Annotated in this window: 17 protein-coding genes; 15 read left to right on the top strand and 2 right to left on the bottom strand. The window is 61.5% G+C overall.

Features of this window, described 5'->3' with window-relative positions:
- Positions 1–329: 329 nt before the first annotated feature.
- From NP825_RS20155 to NP825_RS20115, 9 genes are all read left to right on the top strand, one after another.
- Positions 330–2,153, top strand: a complete 1,824-nt coding sequence (locus NP825_RS20155; RefSeq protein WP_257547044.1) for an NAD(P)/FAD-dependent oxidoreductase — start codon at positions 330–332, stop codon at positions 2,151–2,153.
- Between the two features lie 280 nt (positions 2,154–2,433).
- Complete coding sequence (locus tag NP825_RS20150; protein WP_257547042.1) at positions 2,434–3,426, top strand: phytanoyl-CoA dioxygenase family protein; 993 nt, start codon at positions 2,434–2,436, stop codon at positions 3,424–3,426.
- Positions 3,427–3,803: 377 nt separating this feature from the next.
- Entirely contained in the window at positions 3,804–6,212 is a 2,409-nt protein-coding gene (locus tag NP825_RS20145; RefSeq protein ID WP_257547040.1) for a TonB-dependent receptor, read from the top strand.
- A gap of 291 nt (positions 6,213–6,503) precedes the next feature.
- Positions 6,504–7,697, top strand: coding sequence for an acyl-CoA dehydrogenase family protein (locus NP825_RS20140; protein ID WP_257547038.1), 1,194 nt, complete (start codon positions 6,504–6,506; stop codon positions 7,695–7,697).
- A complete protein-coding gene (locus tag NP825_RS20135; protein ID WP_257547036.1) occupies positions 7,694–8,764 on the top strand; it encodes a phosphotransferase in 1,071 nt (356 codons plus the stop codon). Before NP825_RS20140 ends, NP825_RS20135 begins: the two co-directional genes overlap by 4 nt.
- 621 nt (positions 8,765–9,385) lie before the next feature.
- On the top strand, positions 9,386–10,348 hold the full coding sequence (locus NP825_RS20130) for an ArdC family protein (RefSeq protein ID WP_257547034.1): 963 nt from the start codon (positions 9,386–9,388) through the stop codon (positions 10,346–10,348).
- 125 nt (positions 10,349–10,473) lie between these two features.
- Positions 10,474–12,207 carry a ParB/RepB/Spo0J family partition protein gene (locus NP825_RS20125; protein ID WP_257547031.1) on the top strand — a complete coding sequence of 578 codons (1,734 nt, stop codon included), beginning with the start codon at positions 10,474–10,476 and terminating at the stop codon, positions 12,205–12,207.
- Between the two features lie 157 nt (positions 12,208–12,364).
- A complete protein-coding gene (locus tag NP825_RS20120) occupies positions 12,365–12,829 on the top strand; it encodes a MucR family transcriptional regulator (RefSeq protein WP_257547029.1) in 465 nt (154 codons plus the stop codon).
- A gap of 363 nt (positions 12,830–13,192) precedes the next feature.
- A complete protein-coding gene (locus NP825_RS20115) occupies positions 13,193–13,519 on the top strand; it encodes a DUF736 domain-containing protein (protein WP_257551571.1) in 327 nt (108 codons plus the stop codon).
- A gap of 49 nt (positions 13,520–13,568) precedes the next feature.
- On the opposite strand, the gene NP825_RS20110 is transcribed toward NP825_RS20115, so the two are convergent.
- Complete coding sequence (locus NP825_RS20110; protein WP_257547027.1) at positions 13,569–14,879, bottom strand: tyrosine-type recombinase/integrase; 1,311 nt, start codon at positions 14,877–14,879, stop codon at positions 13,569–13,571.
- 551 nt (positions 14,880–15,430) lie between these two features.
- Here NP825_RS20110 and NP825_RS20105 point away from each other — a divergent pair.
- Positions 15,431–17,188, top strand: a complete 1,758-nt coding sequence (locus NP825_RS20105; RefSeq protein ID WP_257547025.1) for a competence protein CoiA — start codon at positions 15,431–15,433, stop codon at positions 17,186–17,188.
- A 9-nt stretch (positions 17,189–17,197) separates the two neighbouring features.
- On the opposite strand, the gene NP825_RS20100 is transcribed toward NP825_RS20105, so the two are convergent.
- The gene (locus tag NP825_RS20100; RefSeq protein ID WP_257547023.1) at positions 17,198–17,509 is read right to left on the bottom strand and encodes a hypothetical protein; all 312 of its coding nucleotides are present in this window, start codon (positions 17,507–17,509) and stop codon (positions 17,198–17,200) included.
- A gap of 436 nt (positions 17,510–17,945) precedes the next feature.
- On the opposite strand from NP825_RS20100, the gene NP825_RS20095 reads away from it, so the two are divergent.
- The 5 genes from NP825_RS20095 (at position 17,946) to NP825_RS20075 (ending at position 26,291) form a co-directional block, all read left to right on the top strand.
- Positions 17,946–19,103: a DUF932 domain-containing protein gene (locus tag NP825_RS20095; protein WP_257551569.1), complete on the top strand. Its 1,158-nt coding sequence runs from the start codon at positions 17,946–17,948 to the stop codon at positions 19,101–19,103.
- 121 nt (positions 19,104–19,224) lie between these two features.
- Positions 19,225–21,336 carry a ParB/RepB/Spo0J family partition protein gene (locus NP825_RS20090; RefSeq protein WP_257547020.1) on the top strand — a complete coding sequence of 704 codons (2,112 nt, stop codon included), beginning with the start codon at positions 19,225–19,227 and terminating at the stop codon, positions 21,334–21,336.
- A 191-nt stretch (positions 21,337–21,527) separates the two neighbouring features.
- Positions 21,528–22,562, top strand: coding sequence for a toprim domain-containing protein (locus tag NP825_RS20085; RefSeq protein ID WP_257547018.1), 1,035 nt, complete (start codon positions 21,528–21,530; stop codon positions 22,560–22,562).
- A gap of 314 nt (positions 22,563–22,876) precedes the next feature.
- Complete coding sequence (locus tag NP825_RS20080; protein ID WP_257547016.1) at positions 22,877–23,809, top strand: DUF2493 domain-containing protein; 933 nt, start codon at positions 22,877–22,879, stop codon at positions 23,807–23,809.
- A gap of 178 nt (positions 23,810–23,987) precedes the next feature.
- Positions 23,988–26,291, top strand: a complete 2,304-nt coding sequence (locus NP825_RS20075) for a hypothetical protein (protein WP_257547014.1) — start codon at positions 23,988–23,990, stop codon at positions 26,289–26,291.
- Positions 26,292–26,560: the final 269 nt, after the last annotated feature.

Genomic DNA, 26,560 nt, shown 5'->3' with positions numbered 1-26,560 from the left:
CGTAGCGGTCCGCGAGAAACCACCCCGGCCAATGGCAAATCCGATTCCGACGTAAAAGGGCCTGTGCAACCGCCGGCGCCCCTTGCGGGCGACGCTGTGCGATGCCGGGTTGACAACAATTTTCCCGAGGCATAATAATTGAACCGGTTCTACATTTGAGTGACCACCTGGATAGAGTGGCGCGATGGGATGAGGAGGGTTCCGGCTCGGCATATTTGCTCTGCCCGTTGCCATGACCTGTGATCCCATTCCGCCTCTTCCAGGTCCCGAAACCGGATTGAAGAACGCGAAACGATCTTCGGCGCCTTGCCGAAAAACAGGAGTTTAACATGGACGCCATCAACCTTGCCGACGTTGAGGAAGCCGAAATGACCCTCGAGCAGGCGCGCGAGAAATACCGGCGGGAGCGCGACAAGCGGGTTCGCTCGGACGGAGAGAGCCAATATATCGAGCCATCGGGCGAATTTGCGCACTACGTCGAATCGGATCCCTATGCCGATCCCGATTTTCATCGGGACCCCGTCGACGAGCGGCCCGACGTGGCGATTATCGGCGGTGGCTTCAGCGGCATGCTGGCCGCGGCCCGGCTGAAAGAGCAAGGCATCGAGAACTTCCGCATCATCGAAGCGGGGGCGGATTTTGGCGGCACCTGGTATTGGAATCGCTATCCCGGCGCCCAGTGCGACGTGGAATCCTATTGCTATCTGCCACTTCTCGAAGAGCTGAATTATATTCCCAAGGAGAAGTATTCATACGTCACGGAGATATTCGAACATTCACAGCGGATCGGCCGATCCTACGGCCTTTACGATAAAACCCTGTTCCAGACGCGCGTTCGCGCCATTCGCTGGAATGAGGAGATTTCCCGCTGGGAAATCGAAACCAACCGCAATGATGTGATACAGGCGCGGTTCGTGATCATGGCGCTGGGTACGACGACCCGCGCGAAACTTCCCGGCATTCCCGGAATCGAAACGTTCGAGGGCAAGACCTTCCACACGACCCGGTGGGATTATGAATATACCGGGGGCGATACCAACGGGAACCTTCACAAGCTCGCTGACAAGCGGGTCGCGCTCATCGGAACAGGGGCCACGTCCGTTCAAGTCGTTCCCCATCTCGGTCGCGATGCGGCGCAGCTTTATGTGTTCCAGCGCACGCCGTCTTCTGTGGATCTGCGAGGCAACAAGGAAACCGATCCCGATTGGGCGGCAGGCCTGCAGCCCGGATGGCAAGATGCCCGGCGTGAAAATTTCGGCGGCATCATGGCCGGCAGCCCATTCGAGGAAGACCTGGTCTATGATCGCTGGACCGACGTCTTTCATCGACTGCAGGCTGCGCGCGAGCATCGCGGTGACAATCCGATCACACCCGAAGAACAGGCCCTCGAAGCCGAACTCGTCGATCTGGAAAAGATGAACGAGCTGCGCGCGCGGATCGACGAGACTGTTCAGGACCCGGAAACCGCTGAAAGGCTGAAGCCCTGGTATCGGCATTTTTGCAAACGGCCGTGCTTCAGCGACAATTATCTCCCGACATTCAATCGGCCGAACGTAACGTTGGTAGACACCAGCCAGTCGCAGGGGGTCGAGCGCATTACCAAAAATGGCGTTGTCGCCAATGGGAAAGAATATGAGGTCGATTGCATCATATATGCAACCGGATTCGAAATCAGTTCAAAGTTTCGTCGCCGGCTTGGGATAGAGATTTTCGGACGAAATGGAAAATCTCTCTACGATCATTGGGAAGACGGCTTCAGGACATTGCATGGTTTCTCGACGAACGGATTTCCCAACTGGTTCTACATCGGTTTTTCGCAAAATGCCCTTTCCTTCAATATGACCGCAATGTTCGACGGACACGCGCGCCATATCGCCTACATTATCAGTGAAGTGAAAAAACGCGGTGCAGACACGACGGAGCCGTCCGAAGAAGCTCAGGATGCCTGGGTCGCGGAGATTCGTCGGTTGGCCTTCCACAATGAAGAGTATCTGGCCGCCTGTACGCCCGGATATTATAACAACGAAGGAAAGCCGCGTGGCGGACTGAACGAGGAAACCTATTCTCCGGGCATAAATGCTTTCAACGCGTTGCTCGAGGAATGGCGCGATGAGGGCAATCTGGCGGGTTTGATCATCGCGAAGAAGGAATAATCATCAAGGAAGAGGGGCGCGCCTGGCGACTCCGCTGGGCCCCCTCCTGCGCCCGCTGGCATCTCAGGAGAAGGAAATAGGTGTCGTTCAACGGCTGCTTACCCGTTGACAGGGGGAAGAAGGCTATCTGCGGATACGACGATCATGGAGGCATGATGTCAACTTTTGCATCGCTCGATGTGCCTGGACGGAACGATAGAGCGCTCAATCATTGAACCATAAGTCCGGCAGAGCTGAATCGTCGAGAACGATCGGCGCGTGACGGGGAAGAGGAGAGCAAATGTCTGAGAAAATTAACCCCACAATCGCGGACTGGAATCTGGCTCGCAAGGCGCCCTCCGGATCGGAATCGTCCGACGGGTCGCAATCGGTGAGATTCGCTCCGACCTTCCTGCCCGATAGCGATGCCGTTGCGGAGGCCGAGGCCGCTGAAAGGCGTACAATGGACGAGATCAACGTCCTGGGTCTCCAGCGTTATGCCGAAGAGCTTGATGAGCAGGGCTTCACGGTTTTGCCGCCCGAAGAGGTCGCGTCGGTGGAATTTTCGGAAGCGCTCAGGAACTGCATCCTTGAAATATCTCAAGGGCGTAGCGGAAGGTCACCCGACCTTAAAACCGGGGCCAGTCACAGCAATCACGAAAGCCCGTTCGGCGCCGTTGAGTGGATGCCGACCCTTCTCGTTGAAAACCCGATTTTCGAACAGGCGCTGATGAACCGCAAGGTGATCGCGTTGATCACATATCTGCTGGGCGAATCCTGCATTCTCAACCATCTCTCGAGTATGGTGAAGGGCCCCGGCGGCGAGTATCTTCCGCTCCACACCGACCAGAACCAGACAGGCTGCGTCGAGCCGTTTCCGCCATATGCATCCGTCGCCAACGCGACGTGGGCGTTGACCGACTATAGCGAGGAAAATGGCGCGCTCTGCGTGGTGCCGGGAAGCCATCGCTGGTGCCGTCCGCCGAATGCCGCCGAGGCAACGGATTTGAGCAGCTTCAAACCCGTAGAGGCGCCCGCGGGATCGGTGATAATCTGGCATGGAAACACCTGGCACGGAGCCGTTCCCCGCCGCGCGCCGGGGCTGCGCGTCAGTCTCGTCGAATATTTCCAAAGATGGTATCATCCGCCGATCGAAGAGCTCGCACCGCATATTACCGAAGAAATACTTCAGCGAAACAGCGAGCGGTTTGCGGTGCTTACGGGCGTCAGAAAGCCCATGCACGATATCGACACGCCGACAGCGAAGGCTGCCAAGATCGGTCTTTTTGCGTGATTTGTTTTCCAGTGCGGTCGTGTCGGCGTGATGATCGTCGACCGACCGCACGGGTCAATAGCGCTTTGCGCGCCAATTTGGGGCCGTCGGCTACCGGCCAATGGTCCATTTAAGGTCCTGAACCACACTCTTTCCATTGCGCTCGTCGGTCAGCGTGCGGCGTGTCCTATGCCCGCGCGCTGCGTTGCGAAAAATGCCCAATTCATAAGGTTTTCGTGCCTTCCGCAAGATCGGTAGGCCATCTGCATCTTATTTTATCATATCAAATTGTACTACATTATTCTTGACGGACTTTAAGATAAATATATAACCGGTTCTAACAATAAGACTGAGTCGGCGAGCGAGCTGGCTTGGCATCATCCTGAGAGGGGAATGTTATGAGCTTGAGATCGCACCTCCTTCGGTCGTCTGCCTGGGTGGGGCTGGTGTGCTCCTCCGCCGCGGTCGCGCAATCGCCCGTGGCTACCTCGGAGCAGATCGCAGAACCGGCCAAGCCGGCGGCATCCGGACCGATCGAGGATATCGTCGTGACGGCGACGAAGCGCTCAGAGCAAATCAATGATGTCCCGCTCGCGATTTTGGCTCAGTCCGGTGAACAGCTGAAGACGGCGGGGGTCGACAGCACCGCCGAACTTTCGCGCGTCGTTCCGGGTTTTACTTCTGCGAAGACATATTTCGGAACGCCGACCTTCTCACTTCGCGGCGTTGGATTTCCGGAAGTTACGCTTGGCGCGCTTCCGTCGGTCAGCACCTATGTCGATGAAGCATCACTGCCTTTCGCGGTGATGACCCAAGGCACGACATTGGACCTTGAGCGCGTCGAGGTGCTGAAGGGCCCCCAGGGCCTGCTCTTCGGGCAGAACGCCACCGCCGGCGCGATAAACTTTGTCGCGGCAAAGCCGACGAGCACGTTCGAGGCTGGCATCAGAGCGAGCTACGGCAGGTTCAATACGGTCCAGGGAGAGGGCTTCATCAGCGGTCCTTTGACCAGCACGCTCAGCGCTCGCCTCGCTGTCAGCGGAACGCGGTCGGACGACTGGCAATATTCCTATACGCGGCATGATTCGATCGGCCAGCAAAAGAAGGCCGCGGCACGCGCCCAACTCCTCTGGGAGCCCTCGGACGGCGTCCGCTTCCTGTTGAACCTCAATGGCTGGATCGATAAATCGGATCCCCAAATGTCCCAGCTCGTCCAGGTTCGGCCCAATTTCCCGGGCCTGATCTCCCCGACGCTGACGAATTATCCGCTGCCGCCGAAGAGCAGCAATCGCGCGGCCGATTGGGATGCCAATCCGTCCCCGGCCACCTATTATCCTGACGGTCTCGATCATTTTTTCAACAATCATCGATTTGGCCAGGTGACCCTCAGAGGGGACGTCGACCTCTCGCCCGATATCACGCTGACGTCGCTGACCAACTATGTTTCAATGCGCTTCCGTAGCCATGTGGATCTCGACGGAACGGACAGGAACAACGCGTCCTACTTGGTGCAGGGCAATCTTTCAGGCTTTGGGCAGGAGCTCAGGCTGACCGGGAAGCTTGGCGACACCCTCGATTTCATCGTTGGCGCCAATTACCAGAAGGACAAGGCTCTCGAAGTGGACCCGGCGTGGTTTGATGACATCAGCTCGGTCAAGGTCGCTGGGCCCGACCTGGCATTTCACCGTATCATCAATCGCAGCTTCCAGAACTACGAGACGAAGGCGGCATTCGCCAACATTGACTTCCACCTCTCGGAGCAGCTCACCTTGTCCGGTGGTTTGCGCTATACGGACGTCAAGCACAAGTTGCGCGGGGCTTGCTCCGCCGACTATGGCGACGGTGGGTTCGCCACCTTTATCAAGACGCTGGTCAGTGATCCGGGACGCGCCGCTCTGGGGCTGGCGCCGGTCGACTTTCCCGTGGGCGGTTGTACGACGCTCGACGATAATTTTGCGCCCGTCACGACGAATGACGACTTCAGCGAAAACAACTTGTCCTGGCGTGCCAATCTAGCTTGGCGCCCGAATGACGATATGCTTCTCTACGCCAACGTCAGTCGAGGCTTTAAGTCGGGGAGCTACATCAACAACTCGATTACGGCCGCATCGCAGTACAAGGCGCCGATCAAGCAGGAGCAGCTGACGGCCTATGAGCTGGGCTATAAGGTAGGCCTGCTCAACGGACGCGCTCAAATCAATACGGCTCTCTTCTATTACGACTATAAGGACAAGCAGCTCCTCGGGATCAGGCTTGATCCCGTATTCGGTCGGCTCTTCGTTCTCGCCAACATACCGAAGTCACGGGTCCAGGGCTTCGATATGGAGGTGACGCTGGTTCCGGTTGACGGTCTCCGATTGAAGGGCGCCGTGAATTACTCGGACTCGAAGATCAAATCATCCTACCTCCTTCCTGACATCACCACGCAGCTGAATGACGTAAAAGGGAATCCGTTCAACTACGCACCGAAATGGAATTTCACCACCGATGTGGAATATGAGTGGGCCGTCAATGAAAGCCTGCAGGCATTCGTCGGTGGGAATACGCTGTACAATAGCGCGACGAACGCGAACCTCGCCCGCGGTTTGACCGCCGACATCAGCGCTCTCACGCGGATCAAAGCCTATATGACGCTCGATTTGCGTGCCGGGGTTCGCGATGCCGACGGACGTTGGGAGCTGAGTGCATGGGGCCGCAACGTCACGAGCACATATTATTGGAACAATGTCGTGCTTCCGGGCGACACGCTGAGCCGGTTTACGGGCGCTCCGGCCACATATGGAGTCACCGCCAACTATCGCTTCTGATCTGCGGACTACCTGGATGGCGCCGCAACGCATCGGTCCGTCCGTCCTGACGAACCGGGGCACCAATCTCCGCTGAGGGAGATCGGTGTCCGCCAAGCGACGTGGTGGTAACGAACCAGGCGGACGGCGCCCGTGCCGCTGAGGTCAAGCCGCGGTGGGAGTTTGTACAATTTTGGGGATGATCAACAAAATGGAGATCGATCATATTGCCGAGTGCCGCATTGGCCATTGCTGGGAATTCCGGCGGTGGCTCGCCAGCCGGTACGGCGCTCCTGCATCGAAGCTTCGCACATGAGCAGTGCCAATCCGACGGCCGGAGCCGGTCCTGCACTTACGGCCGAAATCGCGGCGCGCGTCGAGGCCTTCGTTCGTGAGGTTGTGATCCCATATGAGAGGGATCCGCGCCGCGACCACCACGATTGTCCGAGCGATGATCTCGTCGCCGAAATGAAACAAAAAGCTCGGACCGCCGGCGTGTTGACGCCCCATATCCTTGAAGATGGGCGCCATCTGTCGCAGCGCGAGACAGCGATCGTGCTGCAGGCTTCGGGTCTGTCCCCGCTTGGCCCGCTTGCGCTGAACACGGCGGCCCCTGACGAGGGTAATATGTATCTTCTGGGCAAGGTCGGTAGCCCGGAAGTCAGGGAGCGCTTTCTGCGTCCGCTCGTCGAGGGGCGCGCCCGCTCGGCATTCTTCATGACCGAACCCGCCGCGGAGGGCGGTGCCGGATCGGACCCGTCGATGATGCGGACGACGTGCCGGCTCGACGGAAATCACTGGGTAGTGAACGGCCGGAAGGCCTTCATCACGGGCGCCGATGGCGCCCAGGTCGGAATCCTCATGGCGAAGTCCGACGAAGGCGCCTGCATGTTTCTGGTCGATCTGCCTGATCCGTCTATCCGTATCGAACGCGTGCCGAACACGATTGATTCCTCGATGCCCGGGGGACATGCCGTGGTTGCGATCGACAATCTTCGTGTCCCCGCCGATCAGATGCTGGGTCAATCCGGAGAAGGCTTTCGCTATGCCCAGATGCGGCTCGCTCCTGCGCGGCTTTCGCATTGCATGCGCTGGCTGGGAGCGTGCGTTCGGGCGAACGAGATCGCGACAGACTATGCCTGCCGGAGGCAGGCTTTCGGAAAGACGCTGATAGACCATGAGGGGGTCGGCTTCATGCTGGCCGACAACCTCATTGACCTTCGTCAGGCCGAGCTCATGATTGACTGGTGCGCCGGCATTCTTGATGGCGGCGAGCCGGGCGGGGCGGAAAGCTCGATGACGAAGGTCGCGGTGTCCGAGGCGCTGATGCGGATTGCGGATCGCTGCGTGCAGGTAATGGGCGGAACCGGACTGAGCAGCGATACCATCGTCGAACAGGTGTTTCGCGAGGTGCGCGCGTTCCGAATCTACGACGGGCCGACGGAGGTCCACAAGTGGAGCCTCGCCAAAAAGATCAAGCGGGACTGGAAGGGACCGGAAGCGTGAGCGTCGACGTTGCCGCTAACGTCGGCACGACGCCGGTTCGCGAAGCGCATCGTTTCGACGAGCGGCGTCTGGCAAGGTGGATGGAAGAGCATGTCGCGGACTTCCGCGGACCGCTTACCGTCGAGCAGTTCAAAGGAGGGCAGTCGAACCCCACCTACAAGCTCATCACGCCGTCACGCTCTTACGTCTTGCGTCGCAAACCGACCGGTCAGCTCCTCAAAGGCGCCCATGCGATCGAGCGGGAGGCCCGCGTGCTGGCTGCGCTCGGTCCGGCCGGTTTTCCAGTCGCGCAGATTTACGGGCTCTGCACCGACAAGGATGTGATCGGAAGCTGGTTCTACGTCATGGAGATGATCGAGGGCCGCATTTTCTGGGATGCGACCTTCCCGGACGTCGGTGCGACCGAGCGGGCGGCCTATTTCGAAGCCATGAACGCGACCATTGCCGCGTTGCACCGGTTCGAGCCCGCGGCGATCGGCCTCCAGGACTATGGCCGCCCCGGCAACTATTTCGAGCGGCAAATCGCGCGTTGGTCGAAGCAGTATCTCGAGGATGCCGAGGCCGGCCGGGATCCGGACATGGACAGGCTCGTCGAGTGGTTGCCCGCCCATATCCCCTCAGGCGAAGAGACAAGGATCGTGCACGGCGACTTTCGCTGTGACAATTTGATATTCCACCCCACGGAACCACGCGTGCTTGCCGTGTTGGACTGGGAACTCTCGACCCTTGGCCATCCACTGGCGGACTTTGCCTATCATGCGATGATGTTTCGAATGCAGCCTGACATTGTGGCCGGGCTGGGCGGCGCCGATCTGACGGCGCTCGGGATTCCCTCGGAGGCAACCTATCTCGCCGACTATTGTCGGCGCGTGAACCGTCCTCTTGTTCCGGAAGCGGAATATGCATTCTACACAACATTCAATTTCTTCCGCCTTGCCGCGATCTTTCACGGCATCAAGGGACGGGTGGCGAGAGGAACGGCGGCATCGGCGCATGCGAAGGAGCGAGCGACCGGCTTTCCCAAGCTTGCGAGGCTCGCTCGGTCGAGCATGGAGGCTTGCCTCTAAGCCGTTGCTTCAATCCCTGCTGTGCCGAGATGAGTCCGGCGATTTCTTTCCATCGGCTGACCCAAAGGACGCGTGGGGGAAAGCCTTCCCCTGACGGCCAGCCTCTGGTCTGGCCGCACCCCTTCCGCGGGAGGCTTGTCGCCCCCGCGACGCCCCCGAATAAAGGAGCGCGGATGCTGATGGGCGCTCGCTGGCGGCGACAGGCGCCGTCAGGGATCGCGGTCCGGTCTGGCCGCGCTGCGCCCTCGTCGCGCCTGTCTTGGCGAGGCGACGGCTAAGCACATTTGCGCACGCACGCCGCCCCGCCGGCGGCCGCGCCAAGAGGGCGTTTCTTTTGGGGATCCGCCGGGAAGCGGATCGAGAGTTCCTGCGGACAGGAATGGCGGACGCTGCGCTTCGCGCCGCGGCGTTGTCGGGGCCTCCCGTCGATCGCGGGAGTGGGCGGCTCTCCCTTCTGGGCGCGCCCCGGCGTCCCGCAAGCCGGCGGTGCCGGCTCTTCCTCTTCGTTCCAGCCCTTCGGGTGCGGACCGCCTTCTGGCCGCGCCCGGCAGGTCGCCAGTCGCCGCCCACCCCCGCTCCGCCGGGGGCTGCTGGTTTTGGGGCGGGGATGGAGATCGAGTAATGCGCCAGAAGATCAACGGCACCGAGATGCCGAGGCCTCGCCAACCGCGCGGCGGCGAGCCCCGTGCGTCACTGTTCGACAGCGTCACGAGCCGGATCATCGCCGAACTGGAGGAAGGGCGGCTGCCTTGGGTGCAGCCTTGGGGCCGCAGCGGCGGCGCTTCGGCGGCCCTGCCCCACAATGCCTATTCGGGCCGGGCCTATTCGGGCATTAACATCCTGATTCTGTGGGGAGCGGTGATCGAGGCCGGATGGCCGAGCCAAGGCTGGATTACCTTCCGTCAGGCGCTTGAGGCGGGCGGCAATGTCCGCAAGGGAGAGCGCGGTACGACCGTTGTCTATGCCGACCGCTTTATTCCCAAGGGCGAGGCCGACCGTGCTGCCCGCGAGGGCGGCGATGCACGCGCGGTGGCGTTCCTCAAAAGCTTTACCGTGTTCAATGTCGCGCAATGCGAAGGCTTGCGCGAAGGGATCGCTTCCGACCCTGCCCCGCTGCCTCAGCGCGAGATCGTGCCCGTCGCCGAAGCGGTGATTGCCGCGAGCGGGGTCGATTTCCGGATTGGCAGCGACAGGGCCTTTTACGTGCCCGCACAGGATTATGTGCAGGTGCCGCCGCAGCCCGCCTTCTTCGATCAGGTCAATTATTACCGCACCGCGCTGCACGAACTCACCCACGCGACCGGCCACGCCTCCCGGCTCGACCGCAAGCTGATCAACGCTTTCGGCAGCAAGGATTATGCGCGCGAGGAGCTGGTCGCCGAGATGGGGAGCGCCTTTCTGTGCGCCGCACTCGGCATCGAACCGAGCGTGCGCCATGCCGATTATGTCGGGTCGTGGCTGGAGGTTTTGCGCGAGGACAATCGCGCGATCTTTCGCGCCGCTAGCCTCGCGAGCAAGGCCGCCGATTGGCTGCTTGCCCGCCATGCCGAGGCAGCGGCGAACGACGGCAGAGCAGCGGCATGACAATCGAGCTTCCGAAGCCCGCAACGGGCCAAGGCTGACGCAGGCGGCGCGTTTCGCCGTCATCCATAGTCGGTCCCGCCACGCTTCAAGACACAACGGGACCGACGCTCACGAGGAGCAAGACCATGAGACTCGACTTTATCGACCTTGGCAAGCTGTCAATCAGCAAGACCAACATGCGTTACGCCAAAAAGGCGCCCGACGTGTCGGACATTTTGCCGACCGTTCGCGCGCGCGGCGTGCTTGTGCCGCTGATCGTGCGGCCTAATTGCGCCGAAGGCGCCTTCGAAATCGTGGCGGGCGCGCGGCGCTTCACAGCCGCGTGTGTGGTCGCGGTTGAGAAAGGCGAGGCCGACCCGTTGCCCTGCGCCATTCTCGAAGAGGGCGACGATGCCGCCGCGCTCGAAGCCTCGCTGATCGAGAATGTCGCGCGGCGCGATGCCGACGAGGTGACCCAATGGGAAACCTATACGCGGTTAGTGAAGGAAGGCCGGAGCGTTGCCGACCTTGCCGACACATTCGGAATGCCCGAGCCGATGGTCAAGCGCATCCTTGCACTGGGCAATCTGCTCCCGCGCATCCGGTCGCTCTACGCCAAGGAGAAGATCAGTTCGGGCACGGTGCGGCATCTGACGATGGCATCGAAAGGCCAACAGCGCGCATGGCTGGCGCTGTTCGACGATCCGCAGACCTATTGTCCGCAGGGAAACCAGCTCAAAGGCTGGCTGTTCGGCGGCGGTGCAATCCGCACGGGTCATGCACTGTTCGATGTGGAGGCGAGCGGACTGGCAATCATCGCCGATCTCTTCGGCGACGATCGCTATTTTGCCGACAGTGAGGCCTTCTGGACCGCGCAGCTTGCTGCGATTGAAGAACGCCGTGCACGCTTTTTGGACGAGGGGTGGAGCGACGTCGTTATCCTGCCCAAGGGCGAATATTTCCGCAGCTGGGAATTTCGCCAAGCACCCAAGCGCAAGGGCGGACGCATCTATATCGAAGTGCGCGACACCGGCGAGATCGATATTCACTCCGGCTATGTCACCGCCAAGGAAGCGGCGCGGCTCGACAAGGGCGAAAAGGTCGAGGCTGCGCCCAAGACGGTCCGCCCCGAACTGACCGCACGGACGCAGACTTATGTCGATCTTCATCGTCATGCCGCCGTGCGTGCGGCGCTGACCCGTCATCCTGCCGTCGCACTGCGCTTGATGGTCGCCCATGTCATTGCAGGTTCGCCGCTGTGGAATGTCCGGGTCGAGCCGCAGACTGCAAAGGATGATGACGTGCGCGAGAGCGTCGAGGTTTGCCGCGCCGAGACGGTATTCGACGAGAAGCGGCGCGCGGTGTTGGCGCTGCTTGGGTTCGACGCCGAGGAGCCGAGCGTGACCGGCGGCAATCCGATGCCGCTCGCGGCGCTGTTCCAGCGTCTGCTCGACCTTCCCGACCGCGCCGTCATGGACGTGATCGCTATCGTCATCGGGGAAACCTTGTTCGCGGGAAGCGCCGCCATCGAGGCGGTCGGCCTTCATATCGGCCTCGACATGGCGAAATGGTGGAGCGCCGACGACGCTTTCTTTGAGGGCCTTCGCGACCGCGAGGTGCTGACCGCGCTGGTCGCCGAGGTCGGCGGAGCCGAGGTTGCCGCCGCCAATGCCAAGGAGAAGGGCGCGACCTTGAAGGCCATCGTCCGCGATCATCTGGACGGTGCCAACGGCCGAACCAAGGTTGACGGCTGGATCCCGAAATGGATGGCCTTCCCGCCCGCTGCCTACACGGCGCGCGGCGGGGTAGGGACCGTGACGGCGCATGGTGAACTGACCATGTCGGAGGCCGAGGACTGGCCGCAGCGCGAAGCCGCGTGATGGTCGAGGGCGGCGGCGCGTGCCGTCGCCCATTCCATCCGGCAAAAAATCGCGCGCCGCGCGCCCTTGGGCGCACGGCGCGATACCCTATCGGCCAAATAGTCGTGGCCGGACGGTAAAGCAGGCGATAGGGCGTGGGTTGAAGAGGAGATGACCGATGGCCGAAGACACTCAGGATATGCTGCTCACGCTCACCGCCGATATTGTCGCGGCGCATGTCTCGAACAATGCCGTCGGCCTCGCCGATCTTCCCGACCTGATCGCGCGCGTTCATGGCGCGCTGGCGGGACTGGGTTCTCCGGTTGTGGAGCCGGTCGAGGAGCAGAAACCGGCGGTCTCCATCCGAGCCTCGATCAAGCCCGACTATATCGTCTGCCTCGAGGACGGCAAAAAGCTGAAAATGATGCGCCGTCATTTGATGACGGCCTATGGCATGACGCCCGACGACTATCGCGCGAAGTGGAATCTCCCGAAAGACTATCCGATGGTCGCGCCGAACTATGCCGAGACGCGGCGGGTGCTCGCCAAGTCGATCGGCCTTGGCACCAAAGGACGCGGCGGTGGCCGCAAGCCGGCAGCGAAGGCTCCGGCTCCTCGCGGGCGCGCAAAATCCGGCGCCTGACGGCACCCTTGCCTTAGGAGCCGGTGAGCCGGTCGGCCTCCAATTCTCCCGACGTTCTGCTCAAAGCCGAACGCGCTAGCCAGTCTCCTTTGCGCCTCGCGAGACCATGCCCTTCACGGCCTCTTCGAAAGGCTTGATGACCGAAACCGGCTGCGCCTCTGCCGCTCGGGGCCGCAACGGCAGGTCCGCACTTTTTTCCCCTCACGGCTTCGCCGTCATTCCTCGCGAAACAAAAAAGGGCGCCCCTTGCCGTCCTCCAGCTTCGCTTGCGGGCCTTCGGCTGCGGCCGCGGCAGCCCCGGTCATGTCCCAAGCCATCGAGGCCATGAAGGGCATGGTCTCGAAGCAAGGAAAGGACATCGACATGGCTACCATCGGCACTTTCAAGAAGACTGCCAACAGCGAATTCGTCGGCGATATCGTGACACTCAGCGTTCAGGCCAAAGGGGTTCGCATCGTCCCCGATCAGAATCCGTCCAGCGAGAATGCACCCACGCACCGCGTTTACATCGGCAACGCCGAAGTCGGCGCAGCATGGGCCAAGCAATCGGGCGAGGGCCGCGCTTACCTCGGGCTGAAGCTCGACGATCCGAGCTTCATCGCTCCGATTTACGCCAATCTCTTCGACGACGAAGGTAGTGCGACCTATAGCCTGATCTGGTCGCGGTCCAATCGCCGTACCGGCGACTGATCGACCAGTGAAAGCCCGCTCGGTGCGCCGGGCGGGCATTTTCTCGAAATCAGGCTGGGACTGTTTCCATCGACTGCGTTGGTACGGGGCGGCCCAGTGCTTCAGCAAGAGGGCCGGTTACCCGATCGGCCGCCAGCCGTGCCGGATCATGGGAGATATGAGCGTAGATCGCGGTCGAACGCGCATTCGCATGTCCGAGAAGCGATCCGACCATCAGCAGGGCCTCGCCTGCAGACGCGGCCGCGCTGCCGAGAGTATGGCGGAGAACGTGAGGCGTCACGCCGGGAAGCGCCGCCTTCTTGATTGCAGCCTGCCACACCGTCTTCGTGCCTTGGTAGAACCCGTCGCCACGCTCCGCCGGGAAGACATAGCCTTCGGCCTCTTCGGGTTTCAAAGCTTCGAGTAGCGCTATGGCCGCAGCGCCGAGCGGCCGGACGCTTCTTCCGGTTTTGGTGTCATCGAAGACGAGCAAGCCGCGATCAAAATCGACTTCCGACCATTTCAGGCCGGCGATTTCGTTTCGGCGGCAGCCAGATAACGCCCAGAGCCGGGCGATATTCACTGCCTTGGTGTTTACGCCTTGGGCCTCCAACGCATTGAGAGCTTCGCCTAGCCGCTTCACCTCTTCTATCGAGAGAAAGCGCGTGCGCTTGTTGTCCGTCTTTCGGACGCTTGCGTCTTCGACCGGATTGTGGGTGACCCGTGTCTTCCTCTTATGCGTCTTGAGAAAGGAATAAACCGCGGAGAGGTCGCGCACGACCTTCCGCGCGGCGCCTTCTCCGCCGCGAACGATAACGCGCTTACGCTTGCCCGTTTCGGGATCGACGATCCACTCATCACGCGCGGTCTTTCCGGCGCTCACATCGCGCACAAAAGTGGTGATGTCGCCTTCGTCGATTTCGGTGATACGCCTTTTGCCCAGCAGCCGAACGACGTGATGGCGCAGGCGGGCGAGAGTATAGTCCTTCGTCATCGGTTTCATCGGTTCGCCCTGCCGAATGCCGCGCTGGACGAAGCAGCCTTCCTGCTCGTAAAAATCGATGGCCTGCGCCACCGTCATTTCGGCGCGCTTCTCAATGCGCTCGCCGCTGGGATCTTCGCCTAGGCGCACACGCGCCAGAGCAATTTCCGCAGCCCTACGTGCGTCTGCAGCAGGCGTCTCGGGATAGGTGCCGATCGTATACCAGCGCACCGCAGCGGTCCGGCCGCCTTCGCCCACGCGATACTTCACTGCCCACGATTTCGCGCCAGCGGGGGTCACCCGCAGGGCGAACCCGGTAAGCTCGGAATCCCAGATAGCATACCGCGCGGGTTTCGGCTCGGCGATGTCTGCGACAGTCTTAGAAAGCTTGGTCTTCATGACCGAACTTATAGCATGATTTTGCCTTCTGGGCTACCACCGGGCTACCACCGAGCGAATATTCGTCGCTGTCTGCCACCGATCATTTTTACAATAAATGGCGGAATACCAAGATATTTGAAGCCGGAGGCAATCAACGGCAATCAGCCAAAAACGCATTTTTGCAACCTTGCCAAGGTTGGGGTCGAGGGTTCGAATCCCTTCGCCCGCTCCAGTTTCTCCATAAAAATCAGTAGTTTAACGATGTGCGTATGGCATCGTTTGTGGTGACACGAGCACCGATTTCGGGTTTTGTCTCCATATAGTCTCCAGCTTTGGAGCAGGAATCGAAAAGCCTAGGAGACATTGGAACACTCTGGCCGCTGGGCGTGTCGTTCGTTTTCCCTGGCAAAGGCCTTCTTGCGACTACTGACCTGGCCTATGGTGCGTTGGTGGACCAACAGGATGAGCCATTCTGGCCTGGGCCTATTCCTAGGCCCTGCTCTGTGGGCGCGACCCGCGCCGATACCTCTGGGCTGCGCGTACCTTTTGCCGCCTGCGGAGACGGGGTGGTGCGGCATGTCGAGCAGATTGCCTCCAGCCGGCAAGGCCCCTTCACCTGCATAGGGTGCGAGGAACGGTTGACCTTCAAGCGCCCCGTGAAGAAGCGGCAGCACTTCGCTCACAAGGCCGATAGCCGCTGTTCGGGCGAATCCGCGCTGCATCAATATGCAAAGCTGCTGCTTGCCGCCGCTCGGCGCATAACGCTTCCAACGCTCGCGTTGCGGGAGGGAGGGATCGAGGAGATCGTCTATCGCGGCGGCGAGGTCGCACTGGATAGTGTGCGGCTCGAATCTCCAGAGCGAGATTTCCAGCCTGACGCGATGGCAATCGTCGACGGGCAGCGCCGCGCCATCGAGTTTAAGGTCTCTCATGCTGTCGATGAAGCGAAACAGGAAAAGGTTGTGCGTGCAGCATGTCCGATGGTCGAGATCGATCTGTCCGGCCTCAAGTGGCGGAAGCTCGACGGCGAAGAACTCGACCGGCAGATTCTGCACGATGCACCCCGCCACTGGGTTCATCATCCCGAGAGTGCCGAGGCGCAAATCCGGCTCGACACACGTGTCGTTGCAGAACGGAAGAAGCGAGGCGGGCGCCTGCGCTGGCACATTCTCGAGCGCCCGCAGGAGCCGAAGATTGATTATGCGTGGGTGGAAGAGGTCAAAGCGGATCTGGAGAGCGCCAAGCTTGACGGCTTCGTCGGAAGGTCATCGGAGTTCGGACACTGGTTCACCGTTCCGCCCATCCTCTGGCAGTCAGCGCTCCTCCACGAACACCTGTACAAGACCTGCATACTCTCAACGCCGGGCGGGATATTGAAGCTTTCGGGTAAATGGTCGGCCGACCGACGCCTGTCGAGCGTGATTCCGAACTGGATGATGCGCGACGACTTAAGCAACTACAAAAGGGAACAGCTCGAGGCGGCGGGCCTGACGTACGAGAGCTATGCAACCGCGGAGTGGGCCGTAATTGAATATTTCTGGCGCCTGACCTCCGATGAGCAGCTCTTCATCTTTCACAAGGAGGATCAGAGTTTCCAGGTCGCGCCCGACGTCCACAGCCGCATTTTTAATCGGCACGAACTTGAATGGTGGGTGCGCAGAATATTGGAGACGGCCTCCGACCCCGATCCCGATGCGAATGCCCGGAAATGGATGCGGCGGCATCTGATCGAAGGGCGAAATCCATGGGGGATAGCGGGCGAAGGCGGCGACGATTTCAAGCTGCTTCGCAAGCGAGTCGAGGCACTGCTCGCAATGACGAGGACATATGCAGAGGCGCCTATCGCGGACGATCTTTGCGGGCTGCCAATCCAAACTTGGCGTGAGGAGCTGATTTCTCAGCGCGAAGAACGGGACCGGAAGGCGAGAGAGAAGCTGGAGGACGCGAAAGCGAGCCGCAGGAAAAGGCTTGTCGAGGCGGCGACGCGGGCGCTTCAGAACGAAGCCGCTCCCTGGCTCGAAACAGCGCTGATCGACGGCGTCCCTCTGCTTGATTGGGCAAGTGAAAGCGATGACCGTTACTGGAGAGGCTGCGCAAGAATTGATCGGGCAGAAGGTGCCCGGAAGCAGCGCGTGCTTGCTGCCGAAGCGGCAGAGGATCTCCGGAAGCGGTTGACCTCTGCAGCCAACAAAGCGTTTCGTGACCCGGCGCGTGCCCAATTATTTCTCAACAGTGCCCATCCGAAGCTAGCGGGACGCCGGCCCATCGAGGCATGTGAGACCGACAACGATCTGCGCGTTGCGTTGACACTTCTCCCCAAGACTTAGTCGCCGGGTCTATCCGAGCTCAGGTGCGGCGATCCAGTCGAGACGGACAATGCCGCGTGCGACTTCGCTGCCGTCACTCGTCAGGCTAATAACCCGGATACTCTCGACACGGGTCGAGGAGGTTAGACCGGCGTTGTCGAGTCGGTCGAAGAGTTCGGCGAGGTCGCGCCGCGAAATGGCGAGTCCCAGATTAGCGAGCCACCGATAAAAAGTCTGGTCGTTCCCGGTCCGATACTCTTCAAGCACGTCCAAAATCGCGCGGAACTGATGCGCTTGGCGGATCGCGACGAGCGGATCAGGGCGATTTGTCGGTGCGTGCATGGCTCCCTTTATGGGCGTCCGGCGGACTCCTTGCTACGGTGAGTTTCGCGGTCTGCGACTCATAATGTGGGTTTCCTGGGAAAGGCTCTCGATTGTCCCCGTTGTGATTGGCGTTGCGTCAATCCTCGAAGTGATCCCACGCGGACAATGCCGCCATTGCTCAGGTGCCTTTCCGGCCTGGCGCCAGCCGGAAAGTGGTTCGGGGTGGTTCGGATGGTCCCCGCGCAATCCTGGATCGGTGAGCCAATATTGTCGGCCTTCGCGCCGGCCTGCGGCAGGCGCAGAGGAAGAGGAATTTCGGTTCTTTGTGGCGGGCTCGAGAGTTGCGAGAGAGACTTGCGGCGGCCCGCCATGGAGATGGCAGATGGCAACAACCCCAATCAGCGGCCCCCTCGGTTCGTCGGCGACGGCTTTCGACGCGCCGTCCGCAGGCAACATGGCCGGGTACAAGGTCGATATATCGCGCGGGCAGCGTATCGGCCGCGTATCATCGGAATGGTTCTCCCGCCCCGATGATGAGCGCTATCTTTCGCTGAGTGAGCTTTATGAGGCGGTGCGAGCGCGCGCCGATGTCGCTACCGCCCGTACGGTCCAAACCCGCGCAATCCGGGTCGAGGCCGCGAGCGACAATCCCGAGCGTCTGAGCCTCCTTCTCCCCGATCGCCGCGATCCGGTGGCGCCGACCCACTGGTCCTTTGGGCAGCTTTGCAGCCTCGTGGGCGCGCCCTCCAGCTATCTGCGCCAGCTGCCTGCGGCGCTGGCGGGCATCAACATGCAGCATGGGTTGCTGGCGCATCGTGGCGAGCTCGTGAAGACCCTTGAGACCGGCGACGGCCGCACCGAACTGCGGGCGGTCACCGGCCCGGATTATGGTCGCATTTGGGACCATGAGCTCGTGTCCGCCGTGATGAAGATCGCCGGCAACGGCACGGGCGACACGCGCTGGAAGGTACCGGGAACCCTCGACTGGTCATCGATGCGGCACAATCCGTTCGTCGAAGTCACCAAGGATACGACGACGCTCTACGCGAGCGACCGCGACGTGTTTCTATTCCTCGTCGACGACGCGAACCCTATCGAAGCGGGGCGGTTGCCGAACGGCGATCCCGATCTCTTCTTTCGCGGCTTCTACTGCTGGAACAGCGAGGTCGGCGCCAAAACACTCGGCATGGCGACATTCTTTCTGCGTGCCGTGTGCATGAACCGAAACATCTGGGGCGCCGAGGGCTTCGAAGAGATCAGCATTCGGCACAGCAAATTCGCCGCCGGACGTTTCGCTCAGGAGGCCGCCCCCGCGCTGGAGCGCTTCGCTTCTTCGTCGACCGGATCCTTCCTGGGCGGGATCAAGGCTTCCCGCGCCGCCATCGTCGCGCACGACGCCGACGAAAGGCAGACCTTCCTGCGCAAACGCGGCTTTTCGAAAGGTGAAACCGACAAGATCATCGCGACGGTCCTGCAGGAAGAAGGCCATCCGCCCTCTTCGATCTTCGACTTCGTGCAAGGGATCACCGCGGTTGCGCGCGATCGCCCGCATCAGGACGCGCGCCTTGAGCTCGAAGGAAAGGCTGCGAAACTGCTCGCCTCGGTGCACTGAACTCCTGTCGGCTCACCGATCCGGCGTGGTCCTGTTCCCAAGAGGAAGAGGGCTGCGCCGGAGCCATGACGGGCCAGAGGCCGAGAGAGAGTCTCGCGGCCGCCCGTCATGGAGATGAGTCATGACGAAACATGTGAAAATCAGCCTCAGCGGTGCGCGCGATATCCCGTTCAGCGCGCTCGTCCTAAGCCAGGCGAACGTCCGCCGCGTGAAAGCAGGCGTGTCGATCGACAGCCTCGCCGCCGATATCGAACGGCGCGGCCTCCTCGCAAGCCTGACCGTCCGCGCCCAGCGTGACGACGAGGGCAATGAAACGGGCAAGTTCGAAGTGCCCGCCGGTGGTCGCCGCTACCGCGCCCTGCAGAAGCTGGTCAAACAACGCCGCTTGGCCAAGACCGAGCCGGTCCCGTGCATCGTTCGCGACGACGACATGGTGTCGGCCGAAGAGGACTCGCTCGCCGAAAATGTCCACCGCGAGCCACTGCACCCGCTCGATCAGTTCCGTGCGATGCAGAAGCTCGTCGAACAGGGCAGCGACGTCGAGACCATCGCCGCGACCTTCATGGTGACGCCGGCCGTGGTGAAGCAGCGGCTCAAGCTCGCCGACGTCTCGCCGAAGCTGCACGATGTCTATGCCGACGATGGCATGACGCTCGAGCAACTGATGGCCTTCTCGGTCGCCACCGATCATGCGCGGCAGGAGCAGGTCTGGGAGATGCTCCAGACGAGCCACAACCAGCAGCCCTGGTTCATTCGGGCCCGCCTCACCGAAGACAAGGTCCGCGCGTCGGACAAGCGCGTGCGCTTCGTCACGCTCGATGCCTATCTCGCTGCGGGCGGTCATGTCCTGCGCGACCTGTTCGAATCCGATGACGGCGGCTGGCTCGAGGATATCGCGCTGCTCGACCGCCTCCAGTCCGAGAAGCTCGAAATCGAAGTCGCGGCGATCGCGGCCGAGGGCTGGAAGTGGATCGAGACGGCGGTCGACTTCCCCTATGGTCACACCTACGGGCTGCGGCCGATCGATGGCGACGAACCGCCCGCGAGCGAGGAGGATGAAGCCCGCCTCGAAGCGCTTCGCGAAGAGGCCGACCGGCTCGAAGACCAATGGGCCGGCGCGGACGAAATCCCCGACGAAGTCGCTGCGCGCATTCAGGCGATCGACGAGGAGATCGCGCCCCTGGCTTCGAAGCCGCTTGTCTATGATCCCGCCGAGGTCGCGATTGCCGGCACCTTCGTCAGCATCGATGTCGATGGCTCGCTGCATATCGAGCGCGGCTATGTCCGGCCCGAGGACGAACCCGCCGAGCCGGTCGACGAGACTGCGGACGAGGCGGGTGGCGACGAAGGCGCTGGCGAGCGGCCTGATGACGCGATCGTGCCGGGCAGCGAAAGCGCGCCTGCCGAAAGCGCAGAGGAGGAGGATCCGGACGACCTGCTTCGCCCGCTTCCCGATAAGCTTGTCACCGACCTCACGGCGCATCGCACCCTTGCGCTCCGTGACGCGGTCGCATCGAGCCCTATGGTCGCCTTCGCCGCCATGCTGCACGCGCTCGTTCTCGAGACCTTCTATACCTATTCGATGTCGGCGAGCTGCGTGGGCATCTCGATGCGCAGCAACCGGTTGGCCGGCTATGGGACCGGTCTCAACGATACCGCGTCGGCGAAGGCGATCGCCGACCGCCACGAAAGCTGGTCGGCGCGGCTGCCCGACGCGACCGATGCGTTGTGGGAGACGCTCGCCGCGTTCGATGCCGACGAACAGGCGGCGATCTTCGCCCATTGCGTCTCCTTCGGTGTTGATGCGACTTGGGAACCCGCCACCCAATATAATCAGGGCCGGGTGTCGGCGCGCGCGGTCGCGGCACGCATCGAGCATTCGCACATCCTCGCACGGGCGGCTGGCCTCGACATGGTCCGCGCCGGCTGGACGGCGACGGTCGCAAACTATTTCGGCCGCGTCACGAAGCCGCAGATTCTCGCCGCGGTCGAAGAAGCCTGCGGTGCGGATGTCGCGGGTCGGCTCGGGGCGATGAAGAAGCCCGAGATGGCGAGCGCGGCCGAAAAGCTGCTTCAGGGCAAGGGCTGGCTCGCCAAGCCGCTCCGTACCCCCGAGCAGATCGCAGCGACCGACTTGCAGGCCGCGAACGACGACGAGGCGCCTGAAACCGGTAGCGATGACAGCGGTGCGGGCCGCGGTGACGATGCGATCGACGCGGTGGCGGCCGAATAGGTCCTGCGGCGCGAGTCATGTGGGAAGTCCGGCCTTGCGCCGGGCTTCCCCTTTTTCTGCCCCAACCTTGAAATCGAGGATGCGGCGTCGAACATTGAATGTTCGTCGCTGGCAGGGGCTGCCGGTTCGGTTTGCATGGCGCCGCTCGATCAGGAGCGAGTGCGCGCGCCGCGAAGAAGAGGAGCCCCTTTATGTCCGGTCCCGCCGCCGAAATCGCTCGTCGCCTGAGCGAGAATGCCGAGGCCGTGTGCCGCCGCTATCTCTCGAAAGGGCGCCGCGAGGGCCATTATTGGTTGGTCGGCAATATTCGCAATGCCCCCGGCCGAAGTCTCTATGTCCGTCTCGCAAGCAGCGCCGACGGGCGCGGCGCTCCTGGCAAATGGACCGACGCGGCGAGCGGCGAGCATGGCGACCTGCTCGACATCATCGCGACATCCTGCGGCCATACTATATTTCGCGAAACGCTGGAGGAGGCCCGTCGCTTTCTGAGCCTCCCCCCGCCGCCAATCGGCGCGCGGAACCGGTCGCCGCGGAAGGCACCCAGCGGAACGCCCGAGGCGGCGCGCAGGCTGTGGGCTGCGACAAAGCCGTTCATGGCAAGCCTCGCCGCCACCTATCTCGCAGGGCGGTCGATCCTGACGTTGGCGCCGGGCGACCCGCTGCGGTTTCATCCTCACTGCTTTTACCGGCCGTCCGAGGAGGATGCGCCGGACACAAGGCCTGCCTGGCCGGCCATGATCGCGGCGGTGACCGACCTCGATGGCGCGATCACCGGCGTTCACCGCACTTGGCTCGACCCCGCAACCGCGGACAAGGCGCCGGTCGCCTACCCGCGCCGCGCCATGGGCCACCTCCTTGGCCATGGTGTCCGCTTCGGCCGGGCTGCTCGCGTTATGGTTGCAGGCGAGGGCCTCGAGACGATCCTGTCGCTACGCCAAGTCCTGCCGTCGCTGTCGATGATCGCCGGGACATCTGCCGCGCATCTCGCGGCCATCGCATTCCCGGCGGAACTCAAGCGCCTCTACTTCGCCCGTGACGACGATCCCGCTGGCGCAATTGCCTTGGCGACGATCAGTGATCGGGCAGCAGCGGGGGGCATCGAAGTCGTGCCCCTCGAACCCGAGCGCGATGATTTCAACGGCGACCTCATGAGCCTCGGACCGCGCCGCCTCGAAGCATCGCTTCGCAAGCAGTTCCTGCCGTGCGACCGTCTCCAGCACTTCTGACGATCAAGGTGTAGCCGGAACGGGGGGCGCCGGGGTCAGGCGATCGCAGCAGGTTCTCCTCTTCGGTGCGCGCCTTGGCCTTCGCGAGAGGGCGACTGCGCCCGGCAAGCCGGGAGCGCAATGGCGGCCGTTCGGCTATTTTCCGCCGGGGCCGCGCGGCCCCTTTGCATCGCGAGGCAAAATTGCCTCCGCCCGCCATCCTCCGCTTTGCTCCGGTCGCGGCGGTCCCGCCGCGATGCGAACCCGTCCTGCCCGTCGCGGGCCGTCGCCACGAAGGCCGCGCGAGGCGCGGCTCAGGCAGACGGAGACCCTCGATGCGCGACATTACCGATCCTGACGGCGCCCTCGCTACGGAGCCCGGCACCACGGCTTATCTGCTCCAGGAGATGCAGCTGTTCGGTCACCGGCCCTATGAAGACGAGCCCGACCCACGCCCGCTACCCGACGCGCGGCTTGCCGGTGGCGCGGTCGCTGACATGTTCGACGCACTTGCGGGCTGCCTCGCCGAAACCCGCATCGAGCCCGACCTCGAAGACCTGCTCTGGAACCTCGTGAACCTCTTCCACCGCGCGGGCGAACGCGTTGAACGCGCGCTCGACGACAATGAACAGCTCCAGCGCCGGCTGCAGCGCGAGCAGGACGGCAGCGAAATCCGCTCGGTCGAGCTTGAACGTGCAACTTGTGAAGGTATCTCACTGATCGAACGCCGCGATGCGATGGAGTTCTTCCGCGAGGCGGCCGCTGAGCAGTTTCGTCGCCAGCTTCGCAAGGCCTGGGCACCGCGGACCGGCTCGCGCGTCGGTTATCGCACAATGACGGCCTCGTTGATCGACAGCCGCGATTTCCTCGATGCCCGGTTGCGCGCGAAGGTTGCGGCATTGCTCCCGGCCGGAACGCGTATCGCGTTCACCGGGGGTGCCGATTGCGATCCTGCGGCGATCTGGGACGCGCTCGACAAGGCAAAGACGCGGCATCCCGACATGATCTTGCTCCACGGAGCGACGCCGACCGGCGCCGAGCGCGCCGCTGCATGCTGGGCCGACAGCCGCGGTGTGGCGCAGGTTGCTTTCCGACCCGACTGGAGCCGTCACGGCAAGTCGGCACCCTTTAAGCGTAACGATCGGATGCTCGAGGCGCTCCCGGTGGGCATTATCGTGTTCGCCGGGACCGGCATTCAGGACAATCTGGCCGACAAGGCGAAGAAGATGCGAATTCCGCTCTGGGATTTTCGCAAGCGCCCCAGGTGACAAACGGCGATAATCGCTGACCGGTTCGTTGGTCGCTCTGGATCAATCAGTCGATTGGCAGAATGATAGGCAGCGGATACGCAGGGCCGATGGATCTGAAAGATTGCTCGTTGAGACTTCTGCCCCGTTGGTTGGCTTGCTTTTCCTGCGCCCCGAAGGTCATCCAAGGGGCAAGGCCATGAGCACAACCTCCTTTAACCTCCGATATCGTCCAGTAAGAATTGGTTGGTGCGTCGAACCTGGTGACCTGGAAGGATTACGGAAGGCGGTTCGCTGGAATTTCACACTGTGGGGCGGTCGCTTTAACCCGATTATCCCCATCGGCGATGCGGAGCATGCCGCGCGATTAATTCGCCTTTTCCGCGTTGATACCCTTTACGCGGCGACGGAATCGCCCGCGGTTAGGGCATTTATCGATACGCAAAGGCAGATTCCGAATTTCGAACTCCACGGCCGCTTGGTGATCGAACGCGGCCACATGGGCAAGGCTTCGACTGTCGCGGACCTCCTGCACCCAATCGGCAGGCTGTATAAGGACACATATCGCAACAACCCGCAGGCCGATCCATCCATTCGCCTACATCGATGGGCAGAAGACGATCCGCTCGCGGACCTTTTTCTAACAAATCTCGGTGGCCTACCTCCAGCGGACGAAATGGCCGAAGACTATCCTGGCTTGATGCAGCTTCACCTGCGCGCCGAGCAGGTCACGATTGGTGGAGGAGTTCCACCTTCGCTCCCGCCCGCATCGATGATGTCATTGTCCGCCTTCAGTCGGATTGACATCAGACGGCATTATGTAGTGAGCAACAATTGGACCTATCCCGGCTTTTACGTCGGTAGTGCAGCTCAATTCGAAGATCTCGTCGAGTTCTGGAATCTGAGAGCAACAGACATCCCGCTCATTTTCTTCGATCCGGCCCATGCTGAGCGGCTCGAGCAATGGAAAAATGATTGGATTGCGCGGCTTCCAGAATTCCAGAATCCCCATCGACCGCATGTCCGCCCTGCAATTTGGCATCGTGAAGAAGTCGAAATTGGGGACCCAGCAATTTTCGGCGAAGGGATTACCGACTGCACCGTTCGGCCCGAGCTTTGGAATGGGCTAAATGTTCGTGCGCCCTATATGATGTTTGGGGAGGCCACGACCCTGGCCTCCGTCGACAAGACAATCGAGCCCCCGGCTATCACGATCCCGGTACCCGACAATCCACTTGCCGGCGCTGAACCCTATCATGGTCAGAAATTCGTCATCTCGGTCGATCCCGGGATCGGCCTTTCTTATGATGAGCGGTATACGCTCAATCTCCCATATCTTCCCGCACTGAACGAGTTTTACGGCCGTAATGCGCATTGGCGATGGAACTACGCTCGCGCAGAACCTGGTTCGCTTGGTCTGATTTCGGATGCGGGAACGAAGCATCTCACGCTTCGCGCGATAAGCTCTACCGACCTGGTAGAAGCGATATTCCGTTCCGTCGGCATAGTGGCGAAACCCAGCGCTGCCGGTCTCCTCGGCAGTCGACTGGTTCGCCAAATGGGCGGCATCGACAAATGCCGGGTATTTCGGATCGGCGGCGTGCGCGATCTGATTGAGCGCTACGCCCCGGATCAGAGTTTTACTCGAAGCGAAGCAAAGCGGCTGATCTTTGCGGAAGGCAAACCACATGCCCTTGCCAACTATCAAGACCTCTACATCGAGCAGCGCGCCCCGCGTGAGGCGCTGACCAATGATGCGATCTTTGCCCATTTGCTGACAAACGAGATTTTTCGTCCCGGTCTCAAACTCGAATGCCCGAGCTGCAAGCTCGACTTCTGGCGCTCGGTCGATGATGTTCGGACACGCAACGAGTGCGAATATTGTGGCCAAGTTTTTAATTTGGGGCCGCAACTCCGAGATCGGGACTGGGCGTTCCGGCGCTCTGGTCTATTTGGGCGCCGCGATAACCAAGAAGGGGCTATCCCGGTTACGCTGACGCTCCAGCAGTTGACGAACATGCATGATCTCAGGCCCCACATAGCCACGATGGCAATGACGTTGCGCTCCGATGGAGCCAACATCGCCGATTGCGAGAGCGACTTCATCCTCTTGGCCCCGAATGAGAGAGGCGAGCGGATTCAAATACTCATTGGTGAATGCAAGACCAGGGGGCCAATTAGCGAACAGGATGTTGCCAACCTACGGCGCGTCGCCGACGCCTTTCCGGCAGAAACATACGACGTATATATCGTCTTCGCTAAGCTGGCGGAATTCGGCGCCGACGAAATCCGACACATCCGCGCGTTAAACGACGACGACCGCAGGCGCGCTATCATGCTAACAACGCGCGAGCTTGAGCCTTGGTATATTTATGAGCGAACCGAGAAGATATTCGACATCACGATGCATGCCGTGACTTTCCAGGAGATGGCTGACAACACGCATGATATCTTCATTGAGCCCCGCCTTCTGCCGGTTGACGCAGCACCCCAAGGGGAATGAAATTGAAGCGCGAGCGGGGATGACAACGCGATTGCTAGGCTGAACCGAGTCCGCAGGGGCAGAATTGCCCTCAATCTGGTTCTATCGTCCGAATATATTTGAAATATATGGGGCTGGCCCGCATTTTCAGATTCTCCCAGGATCGCCTTGACCAGCGGCGATCGGCCGTCGTCGGTAGGTCAACCTTGTAAGAGGGTATGGCTGCCGGCACTGACGAGGGGCGAGCAGACCGCACCGGTCGGAAACGACGGTCGGCGCGCCATAGGTCG

The organism is Sphingopyxis sp. DBS4, assembly GCF_024628865.1.
Taxonomy (GTDB): Bacteria; Pseudomonadota; Alphaproteobacteria; order Sphingomonadales; family Sphingomonadaceae; genus Sphingopyxis.
This window is presented reverse-complemented; position numbering and strand designations above follow the sequence as displayed.